This window comes from Lewinella sp. JB7 (genome assembly GCF_024297185.1).
Lineage (GTDB): Bacteria > Bacteroidota > Bacteroidia > Chitinophagales > Saprospiraceae > Neolewinella.
This window is the reverse complement of record NZ_JANCTD010000002.1, coordinates 516,039-534,666: the sequence shown is the minus strand read 5'-3', so window position 1 is coordinate 534,666 and position 18,628 is coordinate 516,039. Positions and strand designations below refer to the sequence as shown.

Annotated in this window: 18 protein-coding genes; 12 read left to right on the top strand and 6 right to left on the bottom strand. The window is 58.1% G+C overall.

The window, feature by feature from the left end; translation table 11 throughout:
* Nucleotides 1–90: 90 nt before the first annotated feature.
* Complete coding sequence (locus NMA52_RS05740) at nt 91–2,787, bottom strand: TonB-dependent receptor (protein ID WP_254826695.1); 2,697 nt, start codon at nt 2,785–2,787, stop codon at nt 91–93.
* An 11-nt stretch (nt 2,788–2,798) separates the two neighbouring features.
* Nucleotides 2,799–3,548: a GLPGLI family protein gene (locus tag NMA52_RS05735; protein WP_254826694.1), complete on the bottom strand. Its 750-nt coding sequence runs from the start codon at nt 3,546–3,548 to the stop codon at nt 2,799–2,801.
* A gap of 206 nt (nt 3,549–3,754) precedes the next feature.
* Here NMA52_RS05735 and NMA52_RS05730 point away from each other — a divergent pair, with 206 nt between their 5' ends.
* Genes NMA52_RS05730 through NMA52_RS05720 form a run of 3 tightly spaced genes read left to right on the top strand, consistent with a single transcriptional unit; the run spans nt 3,755 to nt 5,413 of the window.
* Entirely contained in the window at nt 3,755–4,003 is a 249-nt protein-coding gene (locus NMA52_RS05730; protein ID WP_254826693.1) for a NifU family protein, read from the top strand.
* Between the two features lie 6 nt (nt 4,004–4,009).
* Complete coding sequence (locus tag NMA52_RS05725; RefSeq protein WP_254826692.1) at nt 4,010–4,747, top strand: 16S rRNA (uracil(1498)-N(3))-methyltransferase; 738 nt, start codon at nt 4,010–4,012, stop codon at nt 4,745–4,747.
* A 6-nt stretch (nt 4,748–4,753) separates the two neighbouring features.
* Complete coding sequence (locus NMA52_RS05720) at nt 4,754–5,413, top strand: DUF4159 domain-containing protein (protein WP_254826691.1); 660 nt, start codon at nt 4,754–4,756, stop codon at nt 5,411–5,413.
* A gap of 2 nt (nt 5,414–5,415) precedes the next feature.
* Here the strand turns inward: NMA52_RS05720 and NMA52_RS05715 are convergent, their stop codons facing one another.
* On the bottom strand, nt 5,416–6,381 hold the full coding sequence (locus tag NMA52_RS05715; RefSeq protein WP_254826690.1) for a hypothetical protein: 966 nt from the start codon (nt 6,379–6,381) through the stop codon (nt 5,416–5,418).
* The gene (locus tag NMA52_RS05710; RefSeq protein ID WP_254826689.1) at nt 6,381–7,460 is read right to left on the bottom strand and encodes a metallophosphoesterase; all 1,080 of its coding nucleotides are present in this window, start codon (nt 7,458–7,460) and stop codon (nt 6,381–6,383) included. The genes NMA52_RS05715 and NMA52_RS05710 overlap by 1 nt, the downstream gene beginning before the upstream one ends.
* A 189-nt stretch (nt 7,461–7,649) precedes the next feature.
* Here NMA52_RS05710 and NMA52_RS05705 point away from each other — a divergent pair, with 189 nt between their 5' ends.
* From NMA52_RS05705 to NMA52_RS05685, 5 genes are all read left to right on the top strand, one after another.
* Complete coding sequence (locus tag NMA52_RS05705) at nt 7,650–8,291, top strand: hypothetical protein (protein ID WP_254826688.1); 642 nt, start codon at nt 7,650–7,652, stop codon at nt 8,289–8,291.
* 134 nt (nt 8,292–8,425) lie between these two features.
* The gene (gene ilvD, locus NMA52_RS05700) at nt 8,426–10,108 is read left to right on the top strand and encodes a dihydroxy-acid dehydratase (RefSeq protein ID WP_254826687.1); all 1,683 of its coding nucleotides are present in this window, start codon (nt 8,426–8,428) and stop codon (nt 10,106–10,108) included.
* 24 nt (nt 10,109–10,132) lie between these two features.
* The gene (ilvB, locus tag NMA52_RS05695; protein ID WP_254826686.1) at nt 10,133–11,887 is read left to right on the top strand and encodes a biosynthetic-type acetolactate synthase large subunit; all 1,755 of its coding nucleotides are present in this window, start codon (nt 10,133–10,135) and stop codon (nt 11,885–11,887) included.
* A 50-nt stretch (nt 11,888–11,937) separates the two neighbouring features.
* Nucleotides 11,938–12,471, top strand: a complete 534-nt coding sequence (gene ilvN / locus NMA52_RS05690) for an acetolactate synthase small subunit (RefSeq protein WP_254826685.1) — start codon at nt 11,938–11,940, stop codon at nt 12,469–12,471.
* A gap of 20 nt (nt 12,472–12,491) precedes the next feature.
* Nucleotides 12,492–13,277 (top strand): enoyl-CoA hydratase/isomerase family protein, encoded by a 786-nt coding sequence (locus tag NMA52_RS05685; RefSeq protein WP_254826684.1) that lies wholly within the window; start codon nt 12,492–12,494, stop codon nt 13,275–13,277.
* A gap of 282 nt (nt 13,278–13,559) precedes the next feature.
* Here NMA52_RS05685 and NMA52_RS05680 read toward each other — a convergent pair whose 3' ends face one another.
* Nucleotides 13,560–14,474 carry an FKBP-type peptidyl-prolyl cis-trans isomerase gene (locus NMA52_RS05680; protein WP_254826683.1) on the bottom strand — a complete coding sequence of 305 codons (915 nt, stop codon included), beginning with the start codon at nt 14,472–14,474 and terminating at the stop codon, nt 13,560–13,562.
* 3 nt (nt 14,475–14,477) lie between these two features.
* Nucleotides 14,478–15,509 carry a bifunctional oligoribonuclease/PAP phosphatase NrnA gene (locus NMA52_RS05675; protein WP_254826682.1) on the bottom strand — a complete coding sequence of 344 codons (1,032 nt, stop codon included), beginning with the start codon at nt 15,507–15,509 and terminating at the stop codon, nt 14,478–14,480.
* 99 nt (nt 15,510–15,608) lie between these two features.
* On the opposite strand from NMA52_RS05675, the gene NMA52_RS05670 reads away from it, so the two are divergent.
* The 4 genes from NMA52_RS05670 (at nt 15,609) to NMA52_RS05655 (ending at nt 18,572) form a co-directional block, all read left to right on the top strand.
* Nucleotides 15,609–16,031: a nucleoside-diphosphate kinase gene (locus NMA52_RS05670; RefSeq protein WP_254826681.1), complete on the top strand. Its 423-nt coding sequence runs from the start codon at nt 15,609–15,611 to the stop codon at nt 16,029–16,031.
* 17 nt (nt 16,032–16,048) lie between these two features.
* On the top strand, nt 16,049–17,014 hold the full coding sequence (locus tag NMA52_RS05665) for a bifunctional heptose 7-phosphate kinase/heptose 1-phosphate adenyltransferase (RefSeq protein WP_254826680.1): 966 nt from the start codon (nt 16,049–16,051) through the stop codon (nt 17,012–17,014).
* 44 nt (nt 17,015–17,058) lie between these two features.
* The gene (locus NMA52_RS05660; RefSeq protein WP_254826679.1) at nt 17,059–18,012 is read left to right on the top strand and encodes a mechanosensitive ion channel family protein; all 954 of its coding nucleotides are present in this window, start codon (nt 17,059–17,061) and stop codon (nt 18,010–18,012) included.
* 95 nt (nt 18,013–18,107) lie between these two features.
* Nucleotides 18,108–18,572 (top strand): hypothetical protein, encoded by a 465-nt coding sequence (locus NMA52_RS05655; RefSeq protein ID WP_254826678.1) that lies wholly within the window; start codon nt 18,108–18,110, stop codon nt 18,570–18,572.
* Nucleotides 18,573–18,628: the final 56 nt, after the last annotated feature.

Sequence of the window (18,628 nt, the reverse complement as noted above, 5' to 3'; positions counted from 1 at the left end):
TCTGCTGGCTGCTCAGCCATGCTTTATTCCTAAAGCGCTGCAAATATACGTACACCGTTTTTGGTCCTGCAAGCCTTCCGGAAGGTTTTTCTATAATTGATAGTGAAAGGTAGCCAGGACATAGCGTCCGAGCCCATCGCTGATGGTTTCGGAAGTTACGAATGCCTGAGCCTGGCGATTAATTACGGTATTCTGGTTGAGCAGATCGCGGCCGGACATGCGGAAGTAGTGGCCGGACTTTTTGAAGGGCCGGATCTCCACGCTTGCCTGCAGGTCGGGAATGTTGGTGGCCCCGGCAAAGGAGGCAGCCTCGAAGATGCGGTACAGGAACCGGCTTTCGAAACGCCAGGAATCGCTGACCTCTAGTTCGAACTGGGTGACGAGGTCGTGGGTAATGGTCACGATGTCTACGCTCTCATCATCGTCGAAGCTGTTGACGTTGCGGGAGTAGGTATAGCCCGCCTTCAAAAAGGACTTTTCGTTAAACTCGGTCGTGAGGTCCACGGTACCGCTCGTATTCGCGGAGGTGTTGGTGCGGGCCACGCCGTCCACGAAGCCCTGTCCGATACTGCGGTTACTCTGCAGATTGGTGCGCAATTCGCCCTTCATGAAGGCCATGCCGATGGTAGAGCCGGCGTAGATGGTGGAGCCCCAGGTATGGCTGACGTTTACCGTCTGGTAGATTTGCTGTCCCGGGGTGAAGGTCAGGCTGTTGCCGAAGGCATTGTCGGTGTACTGCGTGCTCACGTAAGCGTTCAGACTGATGGCCCGAAACTGGTCGTTGAACCAGGCATTTCCACTGAGTTGGTGAGTGGTGGCCGGATCGAGGTCGGGGTTGCCGATGGATACGCGCCCGGTCACCGAGGGGCGGGCGATTGTTTGTAGCTGGCTGACGCTCGGGGCCTGGACGTTCGTCCGGTAATTCAGGCGGTAAAAGGCCTTACCGGATCGCATCCGGAGACTGAAATTAGGGAGCAAGTAGGTATAGCCGGAGCTGCGGCTAGTATCGCCACCTACTTGCAGCTGATTGCGCTGGAGCCTGGCCCCGACCTGGAGGTTGTTGCGATCGCCGAATCGGTAGGAAAGATCCGTACCGACGCGTGTTTGCGTCCATTCCCGGGTGAGCAGGTTGGTGATGTCGGTTTCCTCCAGTTGAAAGCGATAATTGCCCTCATCCTGGTCGAAGTTGTAGCCGGCTTCGGTTTCCAGCACGAGCTTGTCGGTCAGGGGCTCATCGTACCGTATTTCCCCGTTGTACTCCAGGGAATTGGTCCGCCGATCCTGAGTTTGCAGTCCGTTCTGCAGGCTCCCGGTTACCGGTAGTCCGGTGCCACCGTCTTCTTGGAGTCCGGCCACGAGCACCTGGAGGTCGGTCTGGTCGGCCCGGTAACCGCCTCCGGCACTGATGCCGAAATTCCGCCCGCGCTTGCCCGCGAGGCGGCGGTTGTAGCTTAGATGTACAGTGCCCCCCGGATTCTGATTGTCGGAAATATCCTGTACCGTATACTGGTTCTCCTGTCCTTCGGTAAGGACCTGCGTGCGGGCCAGGGCGCGGCTGTCGGAGCCCATGATGTACCCGCGTCCGTAGAAGCGAAGCCGGGAGGTGGTGTCAATCTCTTGTTCGTATTCGACCGACATCCCGTGGCTGAAGCGGGAGGTAGCATCCGTCTGGTTGGAGAGGATGGTACGTTCGTTATTCGCGCGGGTAAAGGCCTGCCGCTCCGTTACGATCTGCGTTTGATCACGTTCGAAGAGGGTATAGTCCATGGTGAGCTGACCGTGTTGGCCGATGGACTTGCCGAAGTTTATGCCCGTAGCCAGGCTGCGATTTTGCCCCGGCGCCTGCCCTCCGTCGAAGTACGGAAGCCCACCATAACCGGTACTGAAGAATCCCCCCCGGCCCGAACTCTGGTTAAAGCTCATGAGCTCGTCGCCGGTGAAACCTACCCGGTTGACGTTGTTGATCGTACCGAGGATACCGATTTGAGTGGCGTCGCTGATCCGGAACACTTTACCGCCGGCGTCGTAGCGGGGATCGTCCGCCCCCGCCGCATGGCCCCCGCCGGCGTAGACTTCGCCGAACAGCTTCGCCTTGAATTCATCCTTCATTTCCAGGTTGACCGTGGTATTCTCCTCTCCGTCGTCCACTCCGGTGATCTCCTCGCTGTCCGACTTCTGGTCAAAGACCTCCACGTTCTTCAGCGCTTTCGCATCGAGATTCTGGGTGACCAGGGTAGCGTTGCCCGCGAAGAAGGGTTTACCATTGATCATGACTTCCTGCACAACCTTGCCGCGCCAGGTAATTTGTCCGTTCGCGTCGATGCTCATGCCCGGCAGCCGGCGCAGGAGATCTTCCACCTTCGCGTTGTCCCCCAGCGCAAAGGCCTCGGCGTCGTAGAGCATGGTATCCCCCTTCATGCGGATGGGGATGCGATCGGCCGTCACCTCGATGTCGTTCAGGAGGAACCCCGCCGGGTAAAGAGTGATCTGGCCCAGTCCGAGATACTGGTCGGAGGCCGCTACCGTGATCGGCTGGTCCGGCCGTTCGTAGCCGAGGAAAGATACCCGCAGGAGGTATTCCCCGGGCGGGACGTTCTTCATTAGGAATTCTCCCTTGTTGTCCGTGGTGCCGAAGGACGTCAGCAGCGTATCGGAGGTACGCAACAGAATGGCGTTCGCCCCGGGTAAGGTGGTCCCCGTAGTGTCGACTACGGTGGCGCTGATTTCACTCTGGCCGTAGGCGGCGAGGGAGAAGAGGCCAAATAATAGGATAAAGGTGTGTCTCATAATGGTGCGGATCAATAGTTGCGTTCCCAGCCCCGGCGTCGTCGCTCCATCACCTCCCGGCGTTTAGCGGCAACCTTTTCGAATTTCTCCCGGGTCATCCGGTCTCCCTCCGTGGGTTTGCTGAGCGTCAGCTCGGCCGGATTAGGTTGCATGGTGGTCATGGTGTATTCCGTGTAAGCGCCTTCGTTTTCCACTTTCAGGTAGACGATGGCACCGGGTAGTCCTCCGTATCCCCGGGGGCCGATGCCCAGGGGAATGGTTTCGCTGAAATAAGCGGTCAGGGTATCCCCCTCGGCGGAGACCGCGAAGGCCACCTTGCTGGGGAGGGTATAGGCCATGTTCACCTGCTGGTTGGCCGGAATTTCCCAGTCCGGGACCAGCCACTTATCTTCCAGGATAAAGGTGCGGTCCATGATGCGGCGCTGATCGGTGACGAGGCTGTCCGCCACCGAGGTGTAATACACGTCGGGGTTCTCCGTATCCCCGCCCCACCAGCCGCGGCGCCCACGGGGGTCCTCCTGTTTCGGTAACTGCTGGTAGCTGAAGGCGTCCGAAGTAAAGGTGAGTCTACCGGACTGGTCGAATGCCCCTTCCTCTTTCATGCGCTCCATTCGTTTCTTTTGTTCGATGGACATGCCCTCCCAGAGGGGGAAATCCCGGTGTTCCAGGTAATCGATCGTACCGCTGGAGATCTGCCCCGCCAGGGGAGTGGCGACATAGATACTGAGGAAAAGGATGCAGGCGGATAGGCGAAAGGGCATGGTGCTTAGTTGGTGTGTGGGGTAAGTTGTGCTTTAAGTTCGGAAAAAGCGGGCACATGCATGGCTAGTCCCGATGATCAGGGTAATTGCATCGACAATCCACCTGAAACAGCCTACGTATTCCCCGCGTGCACGTTTGCCGCGGACGGGCCGCTCAACCATAACCTACCCTGACATTGTTTACATTTGTTCCCAAACCACCCCGCATGACCCTCGAGGAAAGACAAGATCTGATTACCCGTGTGGATTCGGCGCTCGATGAGGTCCGACCTCACCTCGCCATCGACGGGGGCAATATCGAAGTGCTGAACGTAAGCGACGATCAGATCGTGGAGATCAAGTGGTTGGGTGCGTGCAACGGTTGCTCGATGACCGCCATGACCATGAAGGCGGGCGTCGAACAGACGCTGAAGAACCGACTACCCCAGATCAACGGCGTAGTAGCGGTCAACTAAAGGGCTTTGCAGTTATTTTTCGATCCGGATGTGACGCCCGGCCGTCATGCTTTACGTGAAACGGAAGCAATCCACGCCGCGCGCGTTTTGCGTCGTCGAGAGGGAGACACGATTGACCTGGTCGACGGGCGGGGCGGGTGGTATAGCGGTCTGATCTTGGATATTTCTAAACGACACTGTACGCTCGACGTGCAACTCGTCCGTCGGGAAGACCAGCGCAGCAGTCACGCGCTGACCCTACTCGTAGCCCCCCCAAAAAATATCGACCGCTTCGAGTGGATTCTGGAAAAGGCCACCGAACTGGGTGTCGACCGTATCCAGCCAATCTTTACCGAGCATTCCCAGCGTACCCGGCTGCGGACCGATCGGCTGCAGCGGGTGATCGAGTCCGCCATGAAGCAGAGCCTTAAAGCCTGGCTGCCGCAGCTTCCCGAACCCGTGTCCTTTGTAGAAGCGATGCAAACGAAAAGCCCGTCGCGGAAGTACCTGGCCTACCTGGGAGAACAGGGCAGTCGATTGCTACATCAAATGATTTTACCCGGTACGAACGTAGAGGTAGCCATTGGTCCCGAAGGTGGCTTTAGTCCGGCGGAGGCGGATATGGCCCGCGATCACGGCTGGACGTTCGCCAGTCTGGGACCCCATCGTTTGCGCACGGAGACGGCCGCCATCGCCGCGGTTCACGCCGTGGAGATGGTCAATTGGCAGGCGCTCAGTAATCCGGGTGGCCCCCAAGAACGTTAAACAGGTATGCGAAAACTTCTGGCCCTTGTTCCCGTCCTTTTGCTTCTTACTTCGGTGACTCCCCCCGGCACCGCCCGCTTACAACTGGCACTCCTGAAGTACAACGGCGGGGGAGACTGGTACGCGAATCCCACCGCCTTGCCTAACCTGGCCCGGTTCTGCAATCAGGCGCTGGGGACGGATTTCGAAGTAGACTACGGGACCGTCGACGTCGGCAGCGCCGAATTATTTAATTACCCCTGGGTCCACATGACCGGGCACGGTAACGTCGTGTTCTCCGCGGCGGAGGCGGAAAACTTGCGCAACTATCTCATCGGGGGTGGTTTTCTGCACATCGACGATAACTACGGGATGGACTCTTACGTCCGGGTAGCCATGGAACGGGTGTTTCCGGAGCTGAAATTCGTAGAGCTGCCCTTCGATCATCCCGTGTACCACCAGACGTACAGATTTAACGGTGGTGTGCCCAAAATTCACGAGCACGACGGGGAGCCGGCGCAGGGTTTCGGCCTCATCTGGGAAGGGCGCCTGGTTTGTTTCTATTCGTATTCCTCGGATCTGGGCGACGGTTGGGAAGACGAGCCGGTGCATAACGACCCGCCGGAGGTGCGGGCGGCAGCCCTGCAGATGGGAGCCAATTTGATCGAATACGCCTTTCAACAATAAGGTCACTCCCTAACGACGAACGAACGCAGGGCCTTGGGGTCGTTCATGGCGTCGTAAAAGTCCTCGATCCGGTCGAGTATTCTTTCCCGGTGGGAGGGATGAAGGCCCGGACACGTACTGACCTTGTCGATGAGTGCTTGCTTCCGGTGTCGGTAATGAATGAGCGCCGCGCTCAGTTCTTCTTCCGTGACGTGGCGTCCCAGCCACTTGGGTTGGTGAACGGACCGCAAATTATGGCCGTCGTGGGGCACGGCGTAGGTGGTCGATACCACGCCGCTGTAGTCGAAATCGTAGGGGATCGGAATCAGATCGCGGCTGCCGTTGAGGCTCAGGCATTCTACGTTATGCAGGTTGAATACATTCCAGTCCGTATTCAAGACCAGGTAGTTGAACAGGCACATGTTGAGGTAGGCACCGCGCTCCAGGCCCCGGGTACTCACCTGATCGGAGTTTACGATGGTGGCGTTGTAGCGGGCCGCTAGTTGCTCTTCCGACTCAATCAGGAAACCGGCTATTTCCATCTTCCCCGCGAGCAGTCGGATGGGCACCGTACGGTGGTAATAATCGCTGACGAGCGCGTGCAGATCGTAGATTAGCTTCTCCCGGCGGAGGTAGCCATCCGCGATGGTACGGTTCGAACACTGCAGCACGAGTTTCAGGTCGTTCAGGTCCGAGTAGCCCAGTTGCCCGAGCGGTGTTTTATCCAGCTTAATCTTTAGTGAGGGATAGCGACATACCTCCAGGCGAATGTGGCCCCGACTGCGAACGCGCCCGGCCAGCGCGTGCCCCCCGACCCGCAGGGTGGTAGGTTGGTAGACCTTATCCTTCTTGTGGCGAAGGAGCTTCTTCCAGTCCGTTTCCAACTCAATAGTAACCGTATCCCCGCCGGCCCACAGCTCGTCGAAGAGCGAGGGTTGGGCCCCCGCGACCAGGGAACCAAAGATGAGCCAGCAAAGCAGGTAACGCATTACTTCGTGGATGAGGACTCCAGCGGGATTTTTTCCCCGGAGATAGTCCCCCTAAAATAATCATTATTCTCCATAATCAGGATCTCCCCGACTCCGCCAAATTTGATGCTGGAATCCACGGCTATCACGCGGTTGTCGTAAAATCCCTGAACGGCGGTGAAACTCGTATGCCCCACGACGATGCGCTGGGCGCCGATCTTCTTGAGAACGTAGTTGAGGTCTTTGATCCCGAAACTGTTACGGCTGAAGTATCCCCGGTACCAGAGGGGCCCCTGGCGGCCGTACATTAGATCAAGACGGGAGTTGTTGTGGATGGTCTCCCGCAAATCGTCGGAATCGATGAGGTACTCATGATAGAGTTCGTTCAGCCGGTCGATACTGCTCACTTCCCGGACCATTGCCCGGCTTAGGCCTCCGTGGATGTAGACCGTTCCGTTGATTTCCACGGCGAGGGGTAGACTCCGCAGCCAGCGCCCCAGATAGGCGTTCGGGCCGTACAGTTCACGGTAGAATTTGCCCGTCATACCGCTGGTTACCCGATACTTTTCGTTCAGATAGCGTTCGTCTCCCTCCAGCGTCATGGTTTCGTGATTGCCGAGAAGAAAGTGGACCCTTCCGCCGACCTGCTCGGCCTCGATCTCCAGGTTGTGGATGAGCCAGAGCAGTTCGGTCACTTGGTCCCCCCGGTCGAAGATATCCCCTACGATCACCAGGTGGCCATCTCCAAAACTCCAGCGCTGCTGCGCGTCGATGATGCCGTTGGCGGCGAGCAACTGTATGCCGGTGTCAAACTGTCCGTGAATATCACTCAGCGCCGCTACCCGTTTCACGTTCTCGAATCGGATGTCGGTCTGCCGGGAAAAATCGCGGTCCGGATCCACCATTTCGGGGCGAAAGGACGCAAAGTCCGGAAGCTGATCGAAGTTTTCGGGGCGAAAGACGATCGAGCCTTCAGTGCGATCCTCCGTGTCCACCCAGCGGGCTACGACCACGGAATCCTCGTAGGTCAGGTAGGGACCATCGGGCGGCAAACTATCGATGCGTCCGGTTAAAACGCTGAAAATGAGGAGGGGAAGCAAGGGGATGGGTAGAGTTGATTACACCAAAGTTAACCCCCTTTAGGCACGCGAAGTTTGTTAACTCCCGTTAAGGCGCCCGCATCGGGTCATTCGGGCGGGGACGCGGGAGCAACGAAAACTACCAACGAGCTGAGCGGTTAGGTACTTGCCGACCGGGTGAATCCGTTTCACGCATCACAATATTTCCCCATGCGCACGCTCGTACTTTCCCTCCTACTATCCGTCGTGGCGGCTACCGCTTCCGCCCAAATCGGCGTGACCGGTTTCCGCAACTTCAACGACGCGTATACCCGGGCGGGGGGGAGCGTTTTAGATCTGGAATACGGAGACGGAGCGGAGATCGCCCTGAATTACTGGTTCCGACTCCCGAAGAAGCGGGTGGAGTTTTTACCGACCGTGTATTACGCTTCCACGGGGGGAGAAACGCCCTGGTCGGAATACGGATTTCAGTTCAAAACGAACGTCTATCCCTTCGACTTCGGGACCGATTGTGATTGTCCGACCTTCGGTAAGCAAGGACCGCAGCTACAGAAAGGACTCTTCATTCAGGTATCTCCCGGACTAGCCAACCATCACCGGGCGGAGGGGGAGAACACGGCCGTACAGAACAAAATCGTACCGAACGTGGGCGCTGGTATCGGTATCGACTTCGGGGTGAGTAACCTGCTGACCCTGACTCCCTTAGTCTCGGTCCGCCACACGCTCGCCGACTTTACGGATACCGGGTCGGTGGACGAAAGCGGTGATGTCGCGGAAGGCGTCAACGGCCGCCTGACGACCGTGCAGATCGGCGTTCAGGCTACTTTTCGCCTGGACAAGAAGCGGTACTGACCCTTGCCGGTTCCGGCGATTCTTGCCGTCGTAATTCTTATAAATACCGATTTGAAGGCCCCGCGCCGATTGTGGTATTTTGTACCAATGGCCGTCTCCTCCTGCGGGGGCGGCTTTTTTACTTACCTACTTCTATGATCCGACCACTGAACCAGTACAGCCGCAACGTAACCAGTAATCCCGAACAGCCCGCCGCGAAGGCCATGCTCTATGCCATCGGTCTGTCCGATGCCGATATGGACAAGGCACAAGTAGGAATCGCCTCCACGGGATGGGAAGGCAATCCCTGCAACATGCACCTGAATGGCCTCGCCGAAGAGGTCAAACAGGGCATCAATAAGGAAAGCGAACTCCTGGGACTGATCTACCATACGATCGGCGTCAGCGACGGTATGAGCATGGGTACGGACGGTATGCGCTTCAGCCTACCCAGCCGCGACGTGATCGCCGACAGCATCGAGACGGTCGCCGGAGCGCAGTGGTACGACGCGGTCGTTACGGTGGTCGGCTGCGACAAGAACATGCCCGGTGCTATGATCGCACTGTGCCGGCTCAACCGGCCGGCGATCCTGGTGTACGGCGGCACCATCAGCCCGGGCTGTTACGAAGAGGAAAAACTCGACATCGTTTCCGCCTTCGAAACCCTCGGTCAGTTCCGCGCCGGACAACTTTCGCAGGAGCAACATCACAACGTAGTCCGCCACGCCTGCCCGGGATCCGGAGCCTGCGGCGGGATGTATACGGCTAACACGATGGCCACCGCCATCGAAGCGATGGGCATGGCCCTTCCCTACAACAGCAGCATCCCCGCTAACCATCCCGATAAAGCGGCCGATACCGCCAGGGTGGGGGAGTATATGCTCAATTTGCTCCGGCAGGACATCAAACCACTTGACATCCTGACCCGTGAGGCCTTCGAGAACGCGATCGTCACGTTGACCGTCCTCGGCGGTAGCACCAATGCCGTGCTGCACCTGCTGGCCATCGCCCGGACCGCGGGGGTAGACATTACCATCGACGATTTCCAGCGCATCAGCGACCGCACCCCCTTCCTCGCGGACCTGAAGCCCAGTGGGCGGTACGTAATGGAAGACCTTTACTACGTAGGCGGGGTACCGGCCGTCATGAAGGAACTATTGCTGCGCGGCATGCTACACGGGGACTGCATGACCGTGACTGGCAAGACCATCGCCGAGAACCTACTCGAAGTGGAGGGGCTACGGGAGGGACAGGACATCGTGCGCCCCTTCGACCAACCGATCAAGGCTACCGGCCACCTGCAGATCCTCTACGGCAATCTGGCGGCCGAGGGCTCGGTGGCGAAAATCACCGGCAAGGAGGGCACCCGCTTCATGGGGCCCGCCAGGGTATTTGATTCCGAACCGGAAGCCAACACGGCCATCCGCAACCGGGAGATCAAGGAAGGCGACGTCGTGGTGATTCGCTACTGCGGTCCGCGGGGCGGTCCTGGAATGCCGGAAATGCTGAAGCCGACCAGCGAGATTATGGGACAGGGGCTCGGAAAAAAGGTCGCCCTCATTACCGATGGTCGCTTCAGCGGAGGTACCCACGGTTTCGTAGTGGGTCACATCAGCCCCGAAGCTCAGGTTGGTGGCCTCCTGGCACTCGTCGAGGACGGCGATATCATCAACATTGATGCCGACAATAATGTCCTTAACTTAGAAGTGGATGAAGCCACGCTCCGGGCCCGCCGGGGCCGGTGGAAGGCCCCCGCGCTAAAGGCCACCTTCGGTGTACTGAAAAAGTACGCCCGCTCCGTCAGCAGTGCCTCCCTGGGCTGTGTAACGGACCTCTAGATCAATCGTAAACCGTCTCGTGCTATGACACATTCCATCAGCAAGCTATCCGCAACCCACAACGGCGATGCAGCTACCGTACGCATGTCAGGTGCCCACGCGCTCCTGCAGTGTCTGGTGAATGAAGGCGTGGATACGATCTTCGGTTACCCCGGCGGCGCGATCATGCCCGTGTACGATGCTCTCATCGATTACGAGGACCGGATCACGCACATTCTGCCCCGCCACGAGCAGGGAGCCATTCACGCCGCGGAGGGATACGCGCGAATAAAGCGGAAAACCGGTGTGTGCATGGCCACTTCGGGGCCGGGTGCCACGAATCTGATTACCGGACTGTGCGACGCTCAGCTAGATTCCCTGCCCATCGTAGCCATCACCGGCCAGGTGCCGGGATTCTTACTGGGAAGCGACGCCTTCCAGGAGGTGGATGTGGTCAACAGTACTATCCCGGTAACGAAATGGAATTACCAGATCACGAAGCCGGAGGAGATCGGTTGGGTGATGAAAAAGGCCTTTTTCATCGCCAACAGCGGACGGCCGGGACCGGTAGTCATTGACATCACCAAGGATACCCAGTTGGCCATGGTCGACTTCTTTTATCCCGAAGAACTAGCCATTCGCAGCTACGTACCCCACAATAAACCGAAGCGGTCCCAGCTGCGGGCCGCGGCGGATCTGATCAACGGCGCCGAGCGACCCATGATCCTCGCGGGTCACGGCATCCATATTGCCCACGCCCAACCGATATTCCGCGAGTTTGTAGAGAAAACCGGAATTCCGGTAGGAGCTACCTGCCACGGTCTGTCCGCGATCCCCAACGATCACCCGCTGTTCACCGGCATGCTGGGCATGCACGGCAATTACGGCCCGAATCTGCTGCAGAACGAATCGGACGTGATCGTAGCCATCGGAATGCGGTTTGACGATCGGGTAACCGGACTGCTCTCCAAGTACTTGCCGGACAGCAAGGTCGTACACATCGAGGTCGACCCCGCTGAAATCAATAAGAACGTAAGGGCGGAGGCACCGGTATTGGGTGATGCACGGGAGGTCCTGGAGTTGTTACTGCCCATGGTCGACCGGAAATCCTATCCGGAGTGGGTAGCTCGCTTCGACGAATGCGCCCGCATTGAGGAGCAGCGCGTCATCCGGGAGGCCATAGCGCCCACTAGTGACGGGCAAATCCGCATGGGTCAGGTAATTCGGGAGGTCAGTAATCAAACGGACGGAAAGGCCATCGTGGCCACCGACGTCGGACAGCACCAGATGATGGCCGCCCGCTATTACGACTATAAGGGGCACGATCAGTGGGTCAGCTCCGGCGGCGCGGGTACGATGGGCTACGGCCTCCCCGCGGCATTCGGAGCGAAGTACGCCGATCCTTCCCGGGAGGTGGTGGCCTTCATCGGAGACGGTGGCTTCCAGATGACCATTCAGGAGCTCGGTCTGTGCGCCCAGTGGAACGTCGGCGTGAAGATCGTGCTGCTCGACAATAATTTCCTGGGCATGGTGCGTCAGTGGCAAGAACTCTTCCACCGCCGGCGGTACAGCTCGGTGGAGTTGCAGAACCCGGATTTCGTGACCATCGCCCGGGGCTTCGGAGTGCCGGGGCGCACGATACGGGACCCCGCCGAAGTTCCCGCGGCAATCGCCGAGATGCTCGCCCACGAAGGCCCCTATTTGCTGCACTGTCATACGGTCAAGGAAGACAACGTGTTCCCCATGGTCCCCAGCGGAAAAGCCATCAGTGAAGTAATTCTTGGTCCGGAAGATCTCTGATAATCCGACCGACACGGCACCTGCGTTCCCGCCCCCAAATTTGTGTGTGTATGACCCGCTCTTTCACCATTACCGTATTCACCGAGGATCAGACCGGATTGCTCTCCCGGGTGGTCGGCATCTTCAACCGCCGCAACCTGAACATCAACAGCCTGACGACCAGCGCGAGTAGCGACGAATCCATTCACCGGTTCACGATCGTGGTCGACGTGACCGAGGAAATGGTGATCAAGCTCGTGGCCCAACTTGATAAACAGGTCGATGTCCTCAAGGCCTTTTATTACGAAGAGAAGGACATCGTGTACCAGGAGATCGCGCTCTATAAGGTGCCGATCGAGGTCTTCAGCAACGGAAACGAAGTGGAGATGATGATCCGGCGTCACAATGCCCGGGTACTGCTGATCGAACCGGAATTCGTGGTCATCGAAAAGACCGGTCACGAATACGAAACCGAAGCCTTACTGACGGAACTGCGGCAAGTCGGCATCTACGAATTTGTCCGGTCGGGCCGGGTGGCGATCGTCAAACCGATGGAACGGCTGAACAATTATCTGCAGGAATTGCGGGAGGAAGTCGAGAATTGAAAGCGAGGTATATTGACCCCATGAGCTACGAAAATCTACTCGTGGAGGACGCAAATGGCCTCCTCTACCTGACCATCAACCGACCAAAAGCCCTCAACGCCCTTAACGCTGCCACCCTCGGGGAGCTGGAACGGTTTTTTACCGACGACTACCGGCAGCACGGCCAGTTTCACGGCATCATACTCACCGGAGCCGGAGACCGCGCCTTCGTAGCCGGTGCGGACATCAAGGAGTTTCTGGGGATTGCCGAGCAGGGGGACGGTGAAAAGATGGCCCGTCGCGGTCACGATATCTTCTTTCTCATCGAGAACTTCCACCGGCCCGTAGTTGCCCTGGTCGACGGCTACGCCCTCGGTGGCGGCTGTGAACTCGCCATGGCCTGCCACCTGCGCGTTGCGACCCAGCAGGCCCGCTTCGGCCAACCTGAAGTCAATCTCGGCATCATCCCGGGTTACGGGGGCACCCAGCGGCTAAATCAGTACATCGGTAAGGGAAAAGCTACCGAGCTCATCCTGACCGGTAACCCCATTGACGCGACGGAGGCCCACCGGCTCGGGCTCGTCAACTACGTTCTCCCCGACCGGGAAACGGCACGCTCCAAGGCCGAGGAACTTCTACAGACCATCGGGGCAAAGGGGCCGCTGGCCATCCGGGAAAGCATCCGGGCCATCAATGCCTACTACGCCAACGAACATGGCTATGGAACGGAAGCCCGCGCCTTCGGCGACACGACGAAAACGGCGGATTTCCGGGAAGGGGCCGCGGCATTCGTGGAAAAGCGCAAGGCGAATTTTAGGGGAGAGTAGGAGAGGGGGTTAGGGGGTTAGGGGGGTAGTTCGTTAGTAGGTTAGGCAGTTAGTTCGTTAGTAGGTTAGGCAGTTAGGCAGTTAGGCATTAGGCGGTTAGTGCTTCGGTGTGATGGTGTAACTGTACTGTTGTCCACCACAACTCCCTGGGCACCAACCGCCTAAAATAATAACGGACTAAAGCACTAACTGCCTAAAACACTAATAGCCTAAAGCACTAACTGCCTAAGATACTAATAGCCTAAAGCACTAACCGCCTAAAGCACTAATAGCCTAAAAACCCTACTGCACGTCTTCCAGCTCGACGTAGAACATCAGTTCGCTGTCGGGGGGGATGCTGCCGGGGGATCCCTGGGGACCGTAAGCCATATCGGAGGGGATGATGAGGGTAGCGCGATCGCCTTCCTGCAGCAGATCAATACCCTTATCCCAACCGGGAATCACGCGACCGGTGCCGAGGGGGAAGGGAATGCCCTGTCCGCGCTCGAAGCTCTGGTCGAAAACTTCACCGTTGGAGGTCAGGCGGCCGATGTACTGAACTACGACGCCCCGTCCGGCTTCGGCTTCTTCTCCGGTGCCTTCCTCGTGGATGATGTAGCGCAGACCACCTTCTCCGGTTTGCAGTTCACCGTCCAGTTTGCCGGACTTGTAGTCTTCGTATACCTGCTGGGTGAAGGCGAGCATTTCTTCTTCCCGACCCTGGATGACCGCGGCTTTCTGCTGTGCCTCGGCGGCAAGCGCCTGCTGGCGGCTGTCGAATTCGGCCTGATCGACGATCTCCGTTACTTCAATGTCGTACAGCAGGACCGTATCGTTCTGCATTCCGGGAGGCTTGGCGTTGGGGGGGTAGGCGCTGATGTTGGTGCGGATCACGGCGCGCTCGCCCACGCGGAGTTTGCGCACGACGTCCTGCACGGGTCCGAGGGTCTCCTTAGCCAGGGAGTCGGCCACGACCTGGATGGCGGGTTGCTCTCCGCCCTGTTCCCGGGTGTCGACAATGACGCTGTCGCTTTCCGACTTGAGGATGGCGTGGATGTACACGAAGTCGCCGGGTTCGGCCAGTGCTCCGTCGTCGTTGGTAGTGACGTACGTAAAGCGATTACCGAGTTCGGTGGTTTGCATCCCTTCCTTGCCCGAATCGCTACAGGCGGCGAAGAAGATCATCCCCGCGAGCAGGGAGAATAAATTAGTACGCATAAATTATTGATTGTTAAATTCTAAGTAGGCCGCCTCGATTTCGTCTGCGTACTTCGGCAGATGCTTCTTGAAGCGGTTGATCGTTGTGCCGAGCGGAGCGAAACTTGCGCCCCCGGCCGCGTTGCGGTGGCCGCCGCCACGAAAGTGTTCCCGGCAAATTTGCTGCACGTCCATGGTTCCCTTGGAGCGCAGACTGAGCTTCACGATGGTAGGTTGCTCGTGGATGAAGGCCGCGATCATCAGATCCGGCATACGGAGCACGTAGTTCACGATACCCTCCGTATCGCCCCGCTGAATGTCGAAATCCTCGTAATCCTGCTTATTGAGGTAAATGATACCGGTGCGGTATTCCGGCAGCAGTTCCATGCGGTTGGCCAGGCAGTGCCCGAGCAACCGAAGTTGTTTTTCGGATAAATTGTTCCAGACGTGGTCCGCGATCTTGTAGGCATCGGTACCGGCCTCAAGCAGCTTGGCCACGGTCCGGAACAGATCGGGCGTCGTACTGTACTTGAACCCGCCGGTGTCGGTCAGGATGCCGGTGTACAGACTATCGGAAACGTGTTTGGTTACGTGATCCGCGTGGCCCAGCGCGTCGATAAACTCGTAGACCATCTCACAGGTCGAGCTGCGGTCGGGCCGGCTGAAGACGGGATCGGCAATCGGCTCCGGGTGCAGATGGTGGTCGATCATGATGCGCGGCCGGTCGTCGTTGATCATGTTATCGGCCATCCGGTCGATGCGATCGAAGGAATTAAAATCCAGCAGGAAGAACAGAGTTGCGGCGCGGATAGCTTCCTGGGCACGCTCCGTATCGTCGTCAAAAATGATGATGGAATCGACCTCCGGCAGAAACTGGAGAAACTCGGGGTAATTCGACGGTACGATGACCGTACAGCCGTGCCCCCGGTCGCGGAGGTAGTGCATCAGGCCTACCGAGGAGCCGATCGCATCCCCGTCCGGGTTGCGGTGGCTGAACACGACAATCTCCTGGCGGCTGGCGAGTAATTGGCGGGCTACGGATATGTTGTCGTGCATAAGGGGGCGGCGTCGGAAAGGACGCGCAAAGTTCCGAAAAAATGGTGGGGTGGCCAAAACTTCATACTTTTGCGGCTCCAAACCTAAATTGAATACCCCATGGCCACTAACCGCACCTTCACCATGATCAAGCCCGATGCCGTCAAGAACGGTCACATCGGAGCGATCCTCCAGCAGATCAACGAAGCCGGATTCCGGATCGTCGCCCTCAAGTACACTAAGCTGAGTGCCGAAAAGGCCGGAGAGTTCTACGCCGTCCACCAGGGCCGCCCGTTCTACAATGATCTCGTAAGCTTTATGAGCAGCGGTCCCATCGTCGCTGCGGTGCTGGAGAAGGAGAATGCCGTGGAGGACTTCCGGAAGCTCATCGGCGCCACCAACCCCGAGGAGGCCGCCGCCGGTACGATCCGCGCCAAGTACGCCACCAGCATCGGAGAGAACGCCGTGCACGGAAGCGACAGCGACGACAACGCCAGCATCGAAAGCAGCTTCCACTTTGCCGGTACCGAAATCTTCGCGTAACGCCATCCTTCCACCCTATGCTTCCTGACTTTTCCCGTTTACGCGTCCTGGTAGTCGGCGACATTATGATCGACCGCTATCTGTCGGGGCGCGTAGACCGGATCAGCCCGGAAGCCCCGGTGCCCGTCATCAGCATGGAGCGGGTGGAGAACCGCCTGGGCGGCGCCGGTAACGTGGCCGTTAACTTGCGTGCTTTAGGCGTGCGGGCGGGACTCGCGGGAGCCGTAGGGGATGACGAAAATGCTAAACTCTTTGGCACCCTGCTAAATGATCACGGCATTCCGGATGATCTTTTGATCCCCGAAAGCGGACGCTTGTCTACCGTGAAAACCCGGATCATTTCCCAGGATCAACAACTCCTCCGCATCGACCGCGAGCACACCAACGATTTGCTCTCCGCCTCTGTGGATCGGCTGATCGAAGCCGTACGGCGGCAAATCGACGGTGAGGGCTGCGACCTGGTGCTGCTACAGGACTACAACAAAGGCGTGCTGACCGTAAACGCCATCGAGCGGCTGATCGCCATGGCCGCTGACCGCAATATCCCGACCGCCGTCGACCCCAAGCACCGTAACTTCTGGGCCTACCGGGGGGTGCAGTTGTTCAAACCGAACCTTCGGGAAATGCAGCAGCAGGTGGACTTTCCCATCCGGCCCACGCTGGCCGATCTTGACCGGGCTGCCGCCCTCGTATTCGAACGCCTGAACTGCCGGCAGGTGATGATCACCCTGTCCGAACACGGGATCTACACCCACGACGGGAGCCATTCCCAAATTCATCCGACCCACGCGCGCCGGATTGCCGACGTGAGCGGCGCCGGCGATACGGTGATCAGCGTGGCGGCATCGGGGATCGCTGCGGGTATGTCCCTGACCGCGGCGGCACGCCTGGCGAATCTGGCCGGCGCTCAGGTTATTGCCCGGCCGGGCGTAGTGGCCGTAGATCTGGCTGAATTGCGGCGGGAGTGGTCCGAATCGGCTTGAACACCGGTTGGGGTTCGGAGTTATAGCGGAGATCAACTTACCTTATGTACCTATTCGAACTGTTCGGGCTAGAGCTCGATTTCCAACCTTTATTTGATGAATTACAGCGCTGGTGGGCGCTCCTGCTGCGCAACCTCCCCAACATGTTGCTGGCCGTCATTGTCGTCTTCGTCGGCTACCTGGTCACCCGTTTCGCCAAAAAGTACTTCAACCGGCTGAGCCGTCGCCTGGTCCACGACTCTACGGTGGCCGGACTGCTGAGTTCCTTTCTGACGATACTGCTGGTACTGGCCTTCCTGTTCCTGACTCTTTCGGTGCTGAACCTGACCGGCATCGTGCAGAACATCCTGGCGGGTGCCGGGGTAGTGGGTCTCGCGCTTGGTCTGGCCTTTCAAGATCCTATTCTCAACCTCTTCAGCGGCATTCTCCTATCGGTACGCACGCTGTTTCGTGAGGGCGACCTCATCGAAGTGCACGGTTATTTCGGCAAAGTAAAGGAAGTCACGCTGCGGCATACCACCCTGATAACGCTCCAGGGGCAGGACGTAATGATCCCGAACAAAATCGTGGCCCAGGAGCCGATCAAGAACTACAACAAACTCGGAATGCGGCGAGTCGATCTGAGTTGTGGCGTCAGCTACGGCGACGATCTCGACAAGGTGAAAGCGCTGACCATCGCCGCTATTCAGGAGCGGGTGGCCTACGATACTACGAAGGAGGTCCAGCTCTTCTTCAACGAATTCGGGGACAGCTCCATCAACTATACCCTGCGCTTCTGGCTGGCCCAGGGGAAGAGCGGACAGGCTGATTATCTCGCCGCCCAGAGCGATGCCATCATGGCCATCAAGCGGGCGTACGACGACAACGACATCATGATTCCGTTCCCCATCCGTACCCTCGATTTTGGGATCAAGGGAGGAGAGAAGTTGTCCGAAATGAAACTGCAGATGGAAAGCAACGGGGACGACGAAAACCCCGGAAACGAACAACCCCGCTAAATGGCTGTTTTATGGACAGAGAGCATGAGAATACTAACTCAGCAAAAACCAGCTAACTCGCTCTCTGACACACTCTTAACCAAAGTAATTTAACTATGAAATTCCGCATTCTAACCTTAGCACTTCTTCTCAGCCTTTCCGGCATGTTCTACAGCTGCGCCGAAAATTCGCCCGCTGACAACGCCGCCGACGAAATGGAAATGGAAACCGAAAACGCGGTAGCCAACATGGGTGCCGAAGTGCGTGAAGAAAGCAACGAACTCGACCGCGAATTCCGCAACGCCCGCACCAACCTCGACAACCGCATCAATGAGATGGAGGCCGAGATGGAGAACGCTTCCGACGAGGCCCGCGCCGAGATGGAAGAGGAGTACAACGAACTCAAGGCCTACCGTGATGATCTGGACGATCGTATGGACCGCGTTGGTAACAACATGGAGAACGGTTGGAAAGACTTCAAGGGTGACGTGAAAAAGGGATGGAGCGACTTCAAGAACGAGTCGGACCGTCTGCTGAAGGACATCGAGCGTTCGATGGATCCCGAAGGCGACCTGGAGTAATCCACGCTTAACCGCCTGAACTCAACCCGGTGGAGATGGTATAGAACCCACTCCAC